Consider the following 15,170-nt stretch of genomic DNA (forward strand, 5'->3'; position numbering starts at 1 on the left):
GCCCTCAAACTCGCCCTCAAGACCGCGATCGGCTCCGGCGAGCTCGGCACCCACCGCGGCCACCCCGTCACCGTGGTGATCACCACCACCCTGGCCGAACTCGACCAAGCCGCCCACGCCGCCGTCAACCCTGCCATCGCGATGCCCGCTCCCGCGCGCACCGGCGGCGGCTCGCGGTTGCCGATGTCGGATCTGATTCGCATGGCATCCACCGCCATCCACTATCTGGCGGTGTTCGACGACCACACCGCCCGCCCGCTGTACCTGGGCCGGCAAAAACGCATCGCCACCGCCGATCAACGCCTGATCTGCCACGCCCGCGACCACGGCTGCACCCGCCCGCACTGCCTCGTGCCCGGCTACGACTGCGAAGTCCACCACGCGCCCGACTGGGCCGCCGGCGGACAAACCGACGCCGACAAACTCTTCTTCGCCTGCGGCTGCGACCACGCCGGTGCCAGCTGCGGCGACTACCACACCGAAGTCACCAACACCGGACGCCTCGCCTGGACCGACGGCACCAGCCCGCCCGAAATCAACCACGCGCATCACCCCGACGAACTCCTCAACCAAGACCCCGACCCACCCGACGAAGACGAACCGTGAGCGACTACGCCTCCAGGCCGCCCAGCACCGCCAGCAGCTGCTTCTCCACCGCCGCCTGTGCGTCCGGCTCGTCGGGCAGCTCCACGCAGAACACGTCGGCCGCGGTTGACCCGAACGTGTGCACCTTGGCCCATGCGATGTCGGCGCCCGCGCGCTCCAGCGCCCGGGCCAGCAGCGCGAGCAAACCCAATCGGTCCATGGCGCGGACTTCGACGAGGGGCTGGCCGGACGCGGCGGGGTCGAGCCACTGGACGTGCGGCGGGGCAGTCGACCGCGTCACGGGCACCCCGACCTGGATCTCGCCGGCCCGCTCGGTCGCCGCGCTGGCGGCATCGGTGTCGCGTTTCTCCAGCGTGGCGAGGACGTCGACGTCGCCATGGAGCGCGTTGGTGAACTGCTGGCGCAGCAGGCCGGCTTCTGGCGGCGAACCGAACAGCGGCGACACCACGAATTCGATGATCGCCGCGCCCTCGTGCGTGTTGACCGACGCCGAATGGATGCGTAACGAGTTCAGGGCGAGCACCGCTGCGGCGTTCGACACCAATCCACGCTGATCGGGCGCGATCATCACCAGGTTCAAGCGCTCACCACCGGCGGCCTCAATCTGCACATGCACGCCGTGGTCGGCGGCCAGCGAAAGATATTGCGGCGCAGTCGGTTCCGCCTGCGGCAACGGCTCGCCCGCCATCACCAGCCGGCAGCGGCGCACCAGCTCCTCGATCAGGGACGCCTTCCAGTCGCTCCACACCCCGGGGCCGGTCGCCTTCGAGTCGGCCTCGGTCAGCGCGTGCAACACCTCCAGCAACAGTGGATCCCCGTCCAGCGCCTCGGATACGACCTCGATCGTCTTGGGGTCGTTGAGGTCGTTTCGGGTCGCCGCCACCGGCAGCAGCAGGTGGTGGCGAACCAGCTTCGACAGGAACTCGGCATCCTTGGCCGCCACCCCGAGCCGCGGCGCGATTTCGAGGGCCATTTCGGCGCCGAGCACGCTGTGGTCGACTCCCCTGCCCTTCCCGATGTCGTGCAGCAGCGCGCCCAGCGCAAGCAGGTCGGGCCGTGCCACGCGGGTCGCCAGCGGCGCCGCGTTCACGGTGGTCTCGATGACGTGGCGGTCCACCGTCCACTTGTGCGCGACGTCGCGCGGCGGAAGGTCGCGGATCGCAGCCCATTCCGGCAACAGCCGCTCCCACAGCCCGGTGCGGTCGAGCGCCTCGACCGTCGCCACCGCGGTCGGTCCCGCCGAGAGCACGACCAGCAGGTCGTCCAAAGCCGTGCTGGGCCAAGGGATTGGCATCTCGGGCGCGGCGGCGGCCAGCCGGCTCAGCGTGGCGGCGCCGATCGGCAACCCGGTGTCCGCCGACGCGGCGGCCACCCGAAGCACCAGCCCGGCGTCGGTTTCCGGTGCGGCGTCGCGGGCGAGCACGATCTCGCCCGCATACTCGACGACGCCCTCGTCCAGGGGGCGGCGCTTGGGCCGCCGCACCAGGGCCGACACGCCACGACGTGGCAGCGCGTTTTCCGCGGTGCGCAGCCCCGTCTCGGCGTGGTAGGCGATGGTCCGGCCCGCGTCGGACAGCTTGCGGGACAAGTCGAATCGGTCACCGATGTGCAGGGCGGCGCTGATCTCGTCGGCGTACTGGGCCAGCAGCTGATCGCGCCCGCGCCCGGAGACGCGGTGCAGCTCGGTGCGCACGTCGAGGAGCGTCAGGTAGGCCTCGTCCAGCGAGCCGCCCGGCGTTTCCGGACGGGCCATGCCGTGGCGGTCGATGAGCTGGGCCACCCCGAGGGCGTCCAGCAATTGCACGTCGCGCAGGCCGCCGCGACCGGATTTGAGGTCCGGCTCGGCGCGCTGCGAAATCCGGCCACAGCGCTGCCAACGCGCCTCGGTGATTTCGACCAGCTCTCCCATCCGGGAGCGAATTGCGCTGCGCCACTGCCTTCTTGCGCCCGCGATCAACTCCTCGGACAGCCGCGCGTCGCCGGCGATGTGGCGGGCATCGAGCATGCCCAGGGCCGCAATCATGTCGGTGTTGGCCACGCCGAGCGCCCCGGAAACCGTTCGCACGCTGTGGTCGAGCCGAACGTTGGCGTCCCACAACGGATACCACAGCTTGTCGGCGACCTCTTGCAGGACCTCAGCGGCCTTGTCGTCGTGCAACAACATCAGGTCCAGATCTGAATACGGCAGCAGCTCGTGGCGCCCCAGCCCGCCGATCCCGACGATCGCGAAGCCACTGCCGTCGGTGATGCCGATCTCGTCCGCCTTGGCGGTCAGCCACGACTCGTGCAGATCCTGCCACGCGTGCCGCAACTCGGCGGCCCCCAACTCACGACCGTCCGACAGCAAACGGCGCCGCGCGGCAACCAAATCGCTTGCCCCGCGGCCATTTTCCGTGCCCGGTCCAGATGACCCGGACGGGCCGGGTGGGTCCTCTTTCATACCCTCCCGGCCCGTCCGGCCTGAATCAGCAAGCTACGGTCAAGGTCAGAGGGCATCGGTCCCGCGTTCACCCGTGCGCACCCGCACGATGGTTTCCACGGGGCTCACCCAGACTTTGCCGTCCCCGATCTTGCCGGTGCGGGCCGCCCGAACGATGCTGTCCACGACCTTGTCGACGATGGAGTCGTCGATGACGACCTCGATCCGCACCTTCGGCACGAAGTCGACCGAGTACTCGGCACCCCGGTAGACCTCCGTGTGGCCCTTCTGCCGTCCGTAGCCCTGGATTTCGCTGACCGTCATCCCCAGGACGCCCGCCTCCTCGAGGGCGGTCTTGACGTCGTCGAGCGTGAACGGCTTTACGATAGCGGTGACCAGCTTCATGAAGTCTCTGCCTCCACTTTCTTGACTGCGTCGTCCTGTCCGTTGGGGCTTTCCTCCGCGCCGCCGATCCGGTGCGGAATGGACGAGGCCCCGATAACTGCGAACTCGTAAGCGGTTTCTGCGTGCTCCGACTCGTCGATGCCGCCGGCCTCGGCTTCCGGACTCAGCCTAATCCCGATGGTGTATTTCAGGATAAGCGCCAGGACAAGCGTCACGAGGAACGAGTAGAAGAGGACGCTGAACGCGCCGACCGCCTGCCGCTCGAGCTGCGACCAGCCACCGCCGTAGAAGAGGCCCTTCGAAACGCCGGTCACGCCGTTGATGGCCGTGCTCTCCGGGGCCGCGACCAGGCCGACCAGCAGCGTGCCCGTCAAACCGCCGATCATGTGGACACCGACCACGTCCAGCGAGTCGTCGAAGCCGAACCTGAACTTCAGCCCCACCGCCAGCGCGCACACCGCACCGCCGACGAAGCCGATCACCAGGGCACCGAGCACGTTGACCGACGAGCAGGACGGCGTGATGGCCACCAGCCCGGCGACGATACCCGAGGCCGCACCCAGCGTGGTGGGATGCCCGTCCCGGATGCGCTCGACCAGGAGCCAGGCCAGCATGGCCGTCGCGGTTGCGATCGTCGTCGTCATGAAGGTCGACCCGGCGGAGCCGTTGGAGCTGGTCGCCGATCCCGCGTTGAACCCGAACCAGCCGAACCACAGCAACCCGGCGCCCAGCATGACGAACGGCAGGTTGTGCGGGCGGAACAGCGTCGTCGGCCAGCCTTTGCGCTTACCCAAGACGATTGCCAGCGCCAAGCCCGCCGCACCGGAGTTGATATGCACCGCCGTCCCGCCGGCGAAGTCGATCGCATGCAGCTTGTTGTTGATCCAGCCGCCGTGCTCGGAGGCGAAGCCGTCGGCCGCGAACACCCAGTGCGCGACCGGGAAGTAGACCAGCGTCGCCCACAACCCGGCGAACACCAGCCACGCGGTGAATTTCAGCCGGTCCGCCACCGCGCCCGAGATCAGGGCGACGGTGATGATCGCGAACATCAGCTGGAAGGCCACGAAGACGGTAGCCGGCATGGTGCCGGCCAGCGGGATGTCGACGGCCGCCTGCGCCTTGCTCGGATCGGCTTTGACGGCATTGCCACCGATGAGGCCCTTCAGCCCCCAGTAGTCGCCGGGGCTGCCGACGACGCCGCCCTTGCTGTTGCCGAACGACATCGAGTAGCCGTAGAGCACCCACAGCACGGTCACCACGCCCATCGCGCTGATGCTCATCATGATCATGTTGAGCACGCTTCGGGTTCGGACCATGCCCCCATAGAAGAAGGCAAGGCCCGGCGTCATTAACAGCACCAGAGCGGAACTCGCCAACATCCAGGCGGTATCGCCCGTATCGGGTTGGCCCAATTGCGGGAATGCCACGCGCTATCACCTCCGGTTGCACAGGAAAGGCCGTCAGACGTCCGTCTGTGGCCTGCCAGAACCATGCGCAATTGTTGTTTCGGCGATGGTGCCGCCGTGTTTCGGCGGTATTAACGTCGCGCTTGACGTGTAAGCGGTCTCAGCCGAGCAGGGCGTCCACGAAAGCGGCGGGTTCGAACGGCGCCAGGTCGTCGGGCCCTTCGCCCAGCCCGACCAGCTTCACCGGCACCCCGAGTTCTTGTTGAACGCGGAAAACGATGCCGCCCTTGGCCGTTCCGTCCAGCTTGGTCAGCACGGCGCCGGTGATGTCGACAACGTCGGCGAAGACGCGCGCCTGGGCGAGCCCGTTCTGCCCGATGGTGGCGTCGAGCACCAGCAGCACCTCGTCGACCGCGGCCCGCCGGGTCACCACGCGCTTGACCTTGTCGAGCTCGTCCATCAGCCCGACCTTGGTGTGCAGTCGCCCGGCGGTGTCGATGACGACGACGTCGGCGCCGGCCGCGATGCCCTTGTCGACCGCGTCGTAAGCCACCGATGCCGGATCGGCGCCCTCGGCGCCGCGCACCACGTCCGCGCCCACCCGCGAGGCCCAGGTTTGTAGCTGATCGGCGGCCGCCGCCCGGAACGTGTCGGCCGCGCCCAGCACGACGCGCCGCCCGTCGGCCACCAGCACCCGCGCCAGCTTGCCGACGGTGGTGGTCTTCCCCGTGCCGTTGACCCCGACGACCAGCAGCACCGAGGGATGGTCGGCGTGCGGCAGCGCGCGAATCGAGCGGTCCATGTCGGGCTGCAGCTCGTTGATCAGGACGTCGCGCAGCACCGCCTTCGCGTCGGCCTCGGTGCGCACGCTGCCGCTGGCCAGCCGGCTGCGCAGCTGCGTGATCACCGACTCGGTGACGACGGGTCCCAGGTCCGCGACCAGCAATGTGTCTTCGACGTCCTGCCAGGATTCCTCGTCCAGGTCGCCGCCGCCGATGAGGCCGAGCACGCTGCGACCGAGCGCGGTCTGCGAGCGGGCCAGCCTTCCGCGGAGTCGCTCCAGCCGGCCTTCGGGTGGGGCGATGGCCTCGATCTCGGCCGCCTCGGGCCCCGGCTCAGGCGACGGCGCGGCCTCCGGGACCGGTGGGGGCGCCGGAGGGGCCGCTGGCGATTCCGGCGGCGCGGCGGGCGGCGGCGCGAGCGTCTCGGGCTCCGGCAGTTCGACGTCGGAGATCGTGCGCCGCGGCGCGTCGCGGGGAACGGTCGCGTCGTCGCCTACCGCGGGCAGGCCGGTGGTGTCGACCGTCGGGGTGCGGCTGAAGGTGATGCCCGACGACGCGGTGTAGCCGCCGGAGCGGTCGAGCGCTTCGGGTTCGGGCCGCGCGAGGCTGATCCTTCGGCGGCGGTACCGCACCAGGCCCAGGACCAGCGCGGCGATGACGACCAGAGTGGCGACGACCGCGATCGCGATCCAAAGACCTTGGGACACGCAGGTAATCCTTCCAGCCGCCGTTACCCGGCGCTCAAGCGCATTCGGTGTGCGTCCGGGGCACGGGGTCTGCGTCCAGGCCTTCGGGCGTTGCTCCCGGGCGGAAAAATCGCCGAAATCGCGCCATCAATTCACTAAGAAAGCCGTCGGTTCACACTCACGTGCCCCCGAGGTCTACGAGGAGCTCGAGACCAGCTGCTCCACCTGCTGCCCACGCATCCGCTGAGAAATCACCGCGGTGATGCCGTCGCCCTGCATGGTCACGCCGTACAGCGCGTCGGCGACCTCCATCGTGGGCTTCTGGTGGGTGATGATGATGATCTGCGAGCGGGCCCGCAGCAGCTCAAACAGGCTGATCAGCCGGCGCAGGTTGGTGTCGTCGAGCGCCGCCTCGACCTCGTCCATGATGTAGAACGGCGACGGGCGGGCCCGGAAGATCGCCACCAGCATCGCGACCGCCGTCAGCGCCTTCTCACCGCCCGACAGCAAAGACAGCCGGGTGATCTTCTTGCCGGGCGGACGCGCCTCCACCTCGATGCCGGTGGTGAGCATGTCGTTGGGGTCGGTGAGCCGCAGCCGGCCCTCGCCGCCCGGGAACAGCACGGCGAAGACTTCCCGGAATTCTCGTTCGACGTCGATGAAGGCGTCGTTGAACACCTGCAGGATGCGCGCGTCGACGTCGGCGATGACGTCGAGCAGGTCCTTGCGGGCGGCCTTGACGTCCTCGAGCTGGGTGGACAGGAAGTTATAGCGCTCCTCCAGCGCAGCGAACTCCTCCAGCGCCAGCGGGTTGACGCGGCCCAGCTCGGCGAGTTCCTTCTCGGCCCGCTTTGCCCGGCGCTCCTGGGTGGCCCGGTCGTACGGGATGGGGGCGGGCGCGAAAACCTGCTCGCCACGCTCCTTGGCCTGCTCGTATTCGGCCATCTCGAGGTCCGTGGGCGGCAGCTGATTCTCCGGCCCGTACTCGGCGATCAGGTCGTCCGGCGACATGCCGAACTGCTCGAGCACCATCTGCTCGAGCTGCTCGATGCGCATCGCCGCCTGGGCGTTGGCCACCTCGTCGCGGTGCAGCGAGTCGGTCAGCTTGGCCAACCGCGCACTCAGCGCGTTCACCTCGTCGCGCACCGTCGCCATCGCGGCGGTGCGCTCCTGGCGCTCGGCGACCAGCGCGTCGCGCATCGTCGACGCCGCGCCGACCACCCGGTCCAGCCGCGATGCCAGCAGCCGCCCCGCGTCGGCGACGGCCCCCGCCACCGCGGCCGCGTGCAGCCGCGCCGCCCGCGCCTGCTGAGCCCGCAGCCGCGCCTCGCGTTCGGCCGCGGCCGCACGCCGCAGGGAGTCCGCCCGTCCGCGCACCGCGTTGGCGCGCTCCTCGGCGGTCCGCACCGCCAGCCGGGCCTCCACTTCCACGCCGCGGGCGCTTTCGGCGGCGGCGGCGATCTGCAGGCGGTTCGCGGGCTCGGCCGCCTGCACGTGCTGGGTCTCCTGGGCGTTGCGCAGCCGGGTTTCCAGCGCGGTGACCTCTTCGACGGTCTGCGCGCGCCCGGCCTCGGCCTCCTCGCGCTGGCGCAGCAGCCGGCTCCACTCCTCCTCGGCGGCCCGGGCTTCCTGCCCGAGCCGGCCCAGCTGCTCGTACATCGCCGAGATGGCGGTGTCGGATTCGTTGAGCGCCGCCAGCGCCTGCTCGGCGGAATCCTGCCGCGCGATCTGCTCGGTCAGCGCGCCGGACAGGGCCGCGCTGAGCTGGGCCACCTGGGCTTCCGCGGCGGTCAGCTCGGCGCCGGCCTTGTCGATCTCCGAGGTGAGCTCCAGGGTGGACAGCTTGCGGTCCGAGCCGCCGCTCACCCAGCCCGCGCCCACCAGGTCACCGTCGAGCGTGACCGCGCGCAGCTGCGGGCGCGCCGCGACCAGGTCCAGCGCGTCGCCCAGGTCGTTGACCACCGCGACGCCGGAAAGCATGGCCGTCATCGCCCCGCGCAGCCGTTGCGGCGCCTCGACCAGGTCGAGCGCCCAAAGGGCGCCGCCGGGCAGCGCGCCAGCGGGCGGGGGCTGATCGGCCGGCCAGTCGCCCAACACCAGGGCCGCGCGGCCGCCGTCGGCCTGCTTGAGGGCGGCCACGGCAGAACGCGCCGCGCCGAAGCTCTCGGCCGCCAGCGCGTCGGCGGCCGAACCGAGCACCGCCGCCAGCGCCGTCTCGTAGCCGGGCCGCACCTTGACCAGCTTGGCGATCGGGCCGAAAAGCCCTGTGCCGGCGTGGTTTTGCGTGAGCCACGCGGCGCCGTCCTTGCGCTCCAGCCCGACCGAGAGTGCGTCGATGCGGGCGCGCAGCGACGCCACCTCCCGTTCGGCGCCGCGCTCGGCGGCCTGCAGCTCGGCGACGCGTTCGTCGGCCAGCCGCAACGCGGCCACGGTCCGCTCGTGGTGCTCGTCGAGGCCCACCTCGCCCTGGTCCAGCTCGCCGACGCGCGCCTGCACGGTCTCGAACTCCGCGCGGGTCTGCTGCGCGCGGGCGGCGGCCTCTTCGATGCGCTCGGAGAGCTTCGCCACGCTGTCGTCGATCGACTCGACGCGGGCCCGCATGGTCTCCACCTGCCCGGCCAACCGCGCCAGGCCCTCGCGCCGGTCGGCCTCGGCGCGCACCGCCGCCAGGTGGGCGCGGTCGGCCTCGGCGGCCTCGGCCTCGCGCTCGGCCAAGTCGGTGCGCGCGGCGTCCAGGCGGGTGCGCGCGGCGGCCAGCTCGCCCAGCAGCCGCTGCTCGGTCAGCTCCACCTGCTGGGCCTCGGCTTCGAGTGCGTCCGGGTCGGTGTCGCTCGGCGTCACCGGCTCGACGTCCAGATGCTGCGCGCGTTCGCTGGCGATGCGCACCGTGGCGGCGACGCGCTCGGCCAGCGCCGACAGCCCGAACCAGGTGTGCTGGACCGATTCGGCCCGGCCCGAGAGCTCGGCCAGCGCCGTCTCGTGCGCGGCCAGCTCCTGCGAGGCCACCTCCAGGCGGGCGGCGGCCTCGTCGTGCTCGCGGCGCATCAGGGCCTCGGCCTCGAAGATCGCGTCGCGCTCTACCTGGCGGCTGACCAGGTCGTCGGCGGCCAGGCGCAGCTTCGCGTCGCGCAGGTCGGCCTGGATGGTCTGGGCCCGACGGGCCACCTCGGCCTGGCGGCCCAGCGGTTTGAGCTGGCGGCGCAGCTCGGTGGTCAGATCGGACAGGCGGGCCAGGTTGGCCTGCATCGCGTCGAGCTTGCGGAGGGCCTTTTCCTTGCGCTTGCGGTGCTTGAGCACGCCCGCGGCCTCCTCGATGAAGGCGCGGCGATCCTCGGGTCGCGACTGCAGGATCTCGTCGAGCTTTCCCTGCCCGACGATGACGTGCATCTCACGCCCGATGCCCGAGTCGCTCAGCAGCTCCTGGACGTCCATCAAACGGCAACTGCTGCCGTTGATTTCGTATTCGCTGGCGCCGTCGCGGAACATCCGCCGCGTGATCGATACCTCGGAGTACTCGATGGGCAGCGCGTTGTCGGAGTTGTCGATGGTGACGGTGACCTCGGCGCGGCCCAGCGGGGCCCGCGACGAGGTGCCGGCGAAGATGACGTCCTCCATCTTCCCGCCGCGCAGCGTCTTCGCGCCCTGCTCCCCCATCACCCAGGCCAGGGCGTCGACGACGTTGGACTTGCCCGAGCCGTTGGGCCCGACGACGGCGGTGATGCCCGGCTCGAAGCGCAGAGTCGTCGGCGAAGCGAAGGACTTGAAGCCCTTCAGCGTCAGACTCTTGAGGTACACAGCGCGCCAGACTACCGCTCAAATCGCGCGGGTCAGCCCTCCCGACGGGGTGTCGGCGGGCCCGAAATTCACCTGTCGTTCACAGACGGGCACACCGGTCACAGGCGCCACATCAGTCACGTCAGCGCTCGACGAATCCGCTGAACCGCTCCGTTGGTTGCGACCAGTCGGCGACCACTTTGTCGACGTGACCCGGCCTGGACGGCCACCCGCCGCCGCCTTCCAGCAGCCGCAGTAATTTCTCGCCCGCCTCGCGCGGCCCCTGGGCCACCACCAGCACCCGGCCGTCGGCCTGGTTGGCCGCGTAGCCGGTGAGGCCGAGCTCCAGCGCGCGGCATCGGGTCCACCAGCGAAAGCCGACTCCCTGGACCCGGCCGTGCACCCAGGCGGTGAGCCGGACGTCAGGCTGGGGCATCTGAGACATCGGCGATCTCGAAGTTGACTTCCGTGCCGGACTTCAGCGTGCGCCCGACGGTGCAGACCAGGTCGACGGCCCGGTTGGCGACCACGAGCACGCGCTGTTTTTCCTCGTCGGAGAGCCCGGACAGGTCGAGCTCGAGCGTCTCCTCGAGCAGCGGATAGCGTTCCTGCTCGCGGTCGGCGGGCCCGGACACCTTGACGACGGCCTTGTAGTCATCGCCGAGCCGCCGTGCGAGGGGCTCGTCGATGGACATGCCGCTGCAGGCGGCCAGCGCGATCTTGAGCAGCTCGCCCGGGGTGAAGACCCCCTCGACGTCCTCCGAACCGACCAGCACCTGCGCGCCGCGCGAGCTGTAACCGGTGTAGCGGCGTGATCCGGTCCGTTCGACCCACAGTTCCGTCATGGCTACTTTTCTACCGGGCTGCCGTTGCACCCCGGCGGGCATACTGCGTTGCATGGCCACCGTCGTCGCATTCCACGCCCACCCCGACGACGAGGTGATCCTGACCGGCGGGACCCTCGCGCGGGCGGCGGATGCCGGACATCGCGTCGTTCTCGTCACCGCCACCGACGGCCGCGTGCACGACGCGGACGACGATTTGCGATTGGACGAATTACGTTGCAGCGCGGACATTCTCGGGGTGCATCGGGTCGAGTGCCTCGGCTACGCCGACAGCGGCTACGGCCCCGAGTTCTACCCCGATCCACCCGGACGCGTCAGGTTCGGACGAGCCGACGTCGGCCAGGCGGCGGGGCGGCTGTCGGCGATACTTCGTGAGGAAGACGCGGATCTGCTGCTGAGCTACGAAGCCAACGGCGGGTACGGCCATCGCGACCATATCCAGGTGCATCACGTGGGCAAGCGGGCCGCCGAGCTCGCGGCGACTCCGCGCGTGCTGGAGGCGACGATGCCGCGCGAATTGCTGGTGCGAGTCAGCAATCTCGCGCGCCTGCTGCGGCTACCGGCGCCCTACGAGCCGGAAATCGCCCGCACTGCGTACGCGCCAAAAGCGCGGATTACCCACCGGATCAACGTCTTCGGTTCCGCTCGGCGCAAGCGCGACGCGATGGCCGCCCACCGCTCCCAAATCGGCAACACGGCCGCGGCCGCGCGCGCATTCGACGTGCTGCTCGCGCTGCCGCCCCAGGCTTTTGGCCTGTTATTCCCGCGGGAATGGTACGTAGATCCCGCGCGACCGGCGGGGCCGACGCGCCACGACATCTTCGATTGAATCGGCGTGAAGTGTGATTTCTGGGCGCAGACTCAAAGCCCCGAATGCACAATCGAAACCCGCGGCCGCGGTTGGCAACTCGGGCAGTAGAACGAGGACCGGTTCATGAACTTCTCCCGGCGTATGAGCGCGCCGCAGCGCCGGCAGGGTTCACCCTCGCGGCCGTAGGCATCGAGGGATCGGTCGAAGTACCCCGACTCGCCGTTGACGTTGACGTAGAGCGAATCGAACGAGGTCCCGCCCTTGGCCAGCGCCTCGCGCATCACGGCGCCGGCGGCGTCCAGCACGGCGGTCAGCTGCCGGCGGCTCAGCGTGTCGGCGATCCGCGCGCCGTTCACCTTGGCCCGCCACAACGCCTCGTCGGCGTAGATGTTGCCGATGCCCGACACCACCTGCTGATCGAGAAGCTGCCGCTTGATCTCGGAATGCTTGCGCCGCAACACCTTTACTACCGCGGCGGCATCGAAGCGGGGATCCAGCGGGTCGCGCGCCAGGTGGGCGACGGGCTGGGGAACCACGCTGCCGTCGACGCTGACCAGGTCGGCGAGCATCCACCCCCCGAACGTCCGCTGATCGGCGAAGCTCAGCACGGTCCCGTCGTCGAGCAGCGCGGAGATGCGCACGTGGTCGGAGCGCGGCACCTTTCCCAGCAGCATCTGCCCGCTCATGCCGAGGTGGACGACGAGCGCCGCGTCCGGGTCGTCGAGCAGCAGCCATAGGTACTTGCCGCGCCGGTCGGTCCCGGTGATCTTCGCGTCGAGCAGCCGGGCGGTGAGGTCGGCGGGGCCGGCCTCGTGGCGGCGCACCGCGCGGGGATGATGCACCCGGACCGCGGTGATCGTCTTGCCCACGACGTGGGCCGCCAAGCCGCGGCGCACCACCTCGACTTCGGGTAGTTCGGGCATTCAGCGGATCATCAAACTAGGCGGAGGTTTTTCCCGCGGTGTCCAGCGCTTCGAGCGCTTTCCAGGTCGCGGCGGCGGCCTTTTGTTCGGCCTCCTTCTTGGAGCGGCCCACACCCGACCCGTATTCGGTCTCCATCACGACGACGACCGCGGTGAACTCCTTGTCGTGGTCCGGGCCGGTGGACGTGACCACGTACGACGGCGCCCCCATGCCCCGCGCCGCGGTCAGCTCCTGCAGGCTGGTCTTCCAGTCCAGCCCGGCCCCCAGCGTCGGCGCGGCGTCCAGCAGCGCGCCGAACAGCCGCAGGATGACCTCGCGCGCCGTTTCGATGCCGTGCTGCAGGTAGATCGCGCCCAGCAGTGACTCCATGCCGTCGGCCAGGATGCTCGACTTGTCGGCTCCGCCGGTGTTCGCCTCGCCCCGACCGAGAAACAAGTGGACGCCGAGGCCCTCCTCGGACAGGTTCCGCGCAACGTCGGCCAGCGCCTGGGTGTTGACCACGCTGGCCCGCAGCTTGGCCAGGTCACCCTCGGACCGGTCGGGATGGCGGTGGTAGAGCTCGTCGGTGATGGTCAGGCCCAACACGGCGTCGCCGAGGAATTCCAGGCGCTCGTTGGTGGGCAGCCCGCCATGCTCGTAGGCGTAGCTGCGATGCGTAAGGGCCAGCGACAGCAGCTCGTCGGGCAGCTCGACCCCGAGCGCCTCGAGCAGGGCTTGCCGCGACGTCACCGCTGGTCCCCCGGCGTGTCGTCCGGTTGGGGCGGCTCCCGCAACATGTCGGCCAGCTTCGACCATCGCGGGTCGATGCGATCGTGGTGATGGCCGGGCTCGGCCGCGAGCGCGACGCCGCATTCGGGGCACAGCCCCGGGCAATCCGGCTCGCACACCGGCGCGAACGGCAGCTCCAGCCCGACGGCGTCGATGATGGGCTGCTCGAGGTCGATGGTGTCGTCGACGATGTGGCCGACCTCGTCTTCCTCGGTGGTCGCCTCGGTCGTGCTGTCCGGGTAGGCGAACAGTTCGGTCAACCGGACCTGCACCCGCCCGGTGACCGGCGTCAGGCAGCGGGAGCATTCGCCGACCGTGGGCGCGGCCACCGTCCCGGTGACCAGCACGCCTTCCGACACCGACTGCACCTGCAGGTCCAGTTCCAACGGGGCGGCGCGGTCGATCGCGATCATGTCCAGTCCGATGCGCGACGGGCTGGGCACGGTCTCGCGCAGGGTGACCATCGCGCCCGGACGCCGCCCCAGCCTGGTGATGTCGATGGTCATCGGCGAGGTCGAACGGCGCTGCGTGGTGCTGTGCTGCCGCGTCATAGAGCAAATCCTACGGCGCCGCGCGCGTAATGAAAGTGCGCGATAAGCCGCTGGTCCGGATGGCGGCGACCCGCTTCACCCGGCTCGCCGGGCTCGCGATCGCCGCTAGCGGGTCGCGTAGTCGTGGGTGCCGGCGGCCGTGCGCAGCTGGTGGCGACCGCGCCCCACCGACCGCAGCGTGCCGTTGAGGAACTCCTCGAACTCGGCGAGCTTGTTGTCGACGTAGATGTCGCACTCGCCCCGCAGCCGGTCGGCCTCGGCGTGTGCGGTGTCGATGAGGCGGGTGGCCTCGGCGTTCGCCGCCTCCACCACGCTGTTCTGCGAGACCAGGCGCTGCTGCTCCTTGATGCCCTCTTGCACGGCCTTCTCGTAGGAGATGTTGCCGTTCTCGATCAGCCGGTCGGCCTCGGCCTGGGCGCGGCTGACGCTGGCCTCGTACTCGCGTTTGGCCGCCGTGGCGATGCGCATCGCCTCCTCGCGAGCCTCGCCGACCATCCGCTCGCTGTGCTGGCGCGCCTCGCTGACCATCCGGTCGGCCTGCGCCTTCGCGTCCGACAGGAGCCGGTCCGCCTCGGCGCGGGCGTGGTTGAGCATCGATTCCGATTCGGTGGTCGCCGAGGAAACCATGGATTCGGCGTGCGACTTGGCGTCCTGCAGCATCGAGTCACGCGCGTCGAGCACGTCCTGGGCGTCGTCCAGCTCGCCCGGGATCGCGTCCTTGATGTCGTCGATCAGTTCCAGCACGTCACCGCGGGGCACGACGCAGCCGGACGTCATGGGCACGCCACGCGCCTCTTCGACGATGGCGCCCAATTCGTCCAGCGCTTCAAAAACTCGGTACACGGCCATACCCTCCTGGCGTCTTGCCGAAAAAACTCGTTGTTACCAGTGTGCCTGTTGTTACGTCTGTGACAGCGGTGGCGCGGCCGGTGTGTCGGGCATTTGCCCTCCGCGTCCGTTCGCCACCAGTGAATTCCATAGAAAATGCCCGTTCACGCCGTTTCCGCGGGCCCGGCAGCCGCGCGGGGTTGTTCCGTCCATATTCTTTGCCGGCCCCCGCACCGATTTGCAGCCATTCTAGGGTTCATGGCCCTCTCCGCGCGCAAACGGCCGTTTCTCACCTTGACGTATACCCCCTAGGGGTATAGGCTACGCGGGGAAATCGCCGAATCACGCAACCAAAGCGGAGGCCT

13 protein-coding genes are annotated in these 15,170 nt (G+C 69.9%); 2 read left to right on the forward strand and 11 right to left on the reverse strand.

Going from position 1 to position 15,170, the window contains the following annotated elements:
* Positions 1-606: DUF222 domain-containing protein (locus A5712_RS04740; RefSeq protein ID WP_156766416.1), on the forward strand; the 606-nt coding region annotated here is incomplete at its 5' end.
* Between the two features lie 4 nt (positions 607-610).
* Here A5712_RS04740 and A5712_RS04745 read toward each other — a convergent pair.
* The 7 genes from A5712_RS04745 to A5712_RS04775 all read right to left on the reverse strand — a co-directional run bounded on the left by A5712_RS04745 (position 611) and on the right by A5712_RS04775 (position 10,923).
* Positions 611-3,046, reverse strand: a complete 2,436-nt coding sequence (locus tag A5712_RS04745; RefSeq protein ID WP_082973268.1) for a [protein-PII] uridylyltransferase — start codon at positions 3,044-3,046, stop codon at positions 611-613.
* Between the two features lie 45 nt (positions 3,047-3,091).
* The gene (gene glnB / locus A5712_RS04750) at positions 3,092-3,430 is read right to left on the reverse strand and encodes a nitrogen regulatory protein P-II (protein WP_068101997.1); all 339 of its coding nucleotides are present in this window, start codon (positions 3,428-3,430) and stop codon (positions 3,092-3,094) included.
* Positions 3,427-4,809, reverse strand: coding sequence for an ammonium transporter (locus A5712_RS04755; protein ID WP_068101999.1), 1,383 nt, complete (start codon positions 4,807-4,809; stop codon positions 3,427-3,429). The genes glnB and A5712_RS04755 overlap by 4 nt, the downstream gene beginning before the upstream one ends.
* A gap of 187 nt (positions 4,810-4,996) precedes the next feature.
* Positions 4,997-6,325: a signal recognition particle-docking protein FtsY gene (gene ftsY, locus A5712_RS04760; RefSeq protein WP_068102000.1), complete on the reverse strand. Its 1,329-nt coding sequence runs from the start codon at positions 6,323-6,325 to the stop codon at positions 4,997-4,999.
* Between the two features lie 174 nt (positions 6,326-6,499).
* Positions 6,500-10,099: a chromosome segregation protein SMC gene (gene smc, locus A5712_RS04765; RefSeq protein WP_068102002.1), complete on the reverse strand. Its 3,600-nt coding sequence runs from the start codon at positions 10,097-10,099 to the stop codon at positions 6,500-6,502.
* Positions 10,100-10,220: 121 nt separating this feature from the next.
* Complete coding sequence (locus A5712_RS04770; RefSeq protein ID WP_068102004.1) at positions 10,221-10,514, reverse strand: acylphosphatase; 294 nt, start codon at positions 10,512-10,514, stop codon at positions 10,221-10,223.
* Positions 10,501-10,923: an OsmC family protein gene (locus A5712_RS04775; RefSeq protein ID WP_068102006.1), complete on the reverse strand. Its 423-nt coding sequence runs from the start codon at positions 10,921-10,923 to the stop codon at positions 10,501-10,503. Before A5712_RS04775 ends, A5712_RS04770 begins: the two co-directional genes overlap by 14 nt.
* 52 nt (positions 10,924-10,975) lie before the next feature.
* Here A5712_RS04775 and A5712_RS04780 point away from each other — a divergent pair, with 52 nt between their 5' ends.
* Positions 10,976-11,752, forward strand: coding sequence for a PIG-L deacetylase family protein (locus A5712_RS04780; protein WP_068102008.1), 777 nt, complete (start codon positions 10,976-10,978; stop codon positions 11,750-11,752).
* A gap of 32 nt (positions 11,753-11,784) precedes the next feature.
* On the opposite strand, the gene mutM is transcribed toward A5712_RS04780, so the two are convergent.
* From mutM to sepIVA, 4 genes are all read right to left on the reverse strand, one after another.
* Complete coding sequence (mutM, locus tag A5712_RS04785; protein WP_068102009.1) at positions 11,785-12,657, reverse strand: DNA-formamidopyrimidine glycosylase; 873 nt, start codon at positions 12,655-12,657, stop codon at positions 11,785-11,787.
* 16 nt (positions 12,658-12,673) lie between these two features.
* Positions 12,674-13,387 carry a ribonuclease III gene (gene rnc / locus A5712_RS04790; protein ID WP_068102011.1) on the reverse strand — a complete coding sequence of 238 codons (714 nt, stop codon included), beginning with the start codon at positions 13,385-13,387 and terminating at the stop codon, positions 12,674-12,676.
* Complete coding sequence (locus A5712_RS04795) at positions 13,384-13,977, reverse strand: DUF177 domain-containing protein (RefSeq protein ID WP_156766417.1); 594 nt, start codon at positions 13,975-13,977, stop codon at positions 13,384-13,386. The genes rnc and A5712_RS04795 overlap by 4 nt, the downstream gene beginning before the upstream one ends.
* Before the next feature lie 105 nt (positions 13,978-14,082).
* Complete coding sequence (gene sepIVA / locus A5712_RS04800) at positions 14,083-14,820, reverse strand: cell division protein SepIVA (protein WP_067155092.1); 738 nt, start codon at positions 14,818-14,820, stop codon at positions 14,083-14,085.
* Positions 14,821-15,170: the final 350 nt, after the last annotated feature.

Origin of the sequence: Mycobacterium sp. E2327 (genome assembly GCF_001672675.1) — a bacterium.
In the GTDB taxonomy this organism is placed as follows: domain Bacteria; phylum Actinomycetota; class Actinomycetes; order Mycobacteriales; family Mycobacteriaceae; genus Mycobacterium.

Coding starts and splice junctions, on each gene's coding strand:
- A5712_RS04745 (WP_082973268.1), bottom strand. CDS start 3,046: ATGAAAGAGGACCCACCCGGCCCGTCCGGGTCATCTGGACCGGGCACG.
- mutM (WP_068102009.1), bottom strand. CDS start 12,657: ATGCCCGAACTACCCGAAGTCGAGGTGGTGCGCCGCGGCTTGGCGGCC.
- A5712_RS04780 (WP_068102008.1), top strand. CDS start 10,976: ATGGCCACCGTCGTCGCATTCCACGCCCACCCCGACGACGAGGTGATC.
- A5712_RS04770 (WP_068102004.1), bottom strand. CDS start 10,514: ATGCCCCAGCCTGACGTCCGGCTCACCGCCTGGGTGCACGGCCGGGTC.
- glnB (WP_068101997.1), bottom strand. CDS start 3,430: ATGAAGCTGGTCACCGCTATCGTAAAGCCGTTCACGCTCGACGACGTC.
- A5712_RS04755 (WP_068101999.1), bottom strand. CDS start 4,809: ATGTTGGCGAGTTCCGCTCTGGTGCTGTTAATGACGCCGGGCCTTGCC.
- A5712_RS04795 (WP_156766417.1), bottom strand. CDS start 13,977: ATGACGCGGCAGCACAGCACCACGCAGCGCCGTTCGACCTCGCCGATG.
- A5712_RS04775 (WP_068102006.1), bottom strand. CDS start 10,923: ATGACGGAACTGTGGGTCGAACGGACCGGATCACGCCGCTACACCGGT.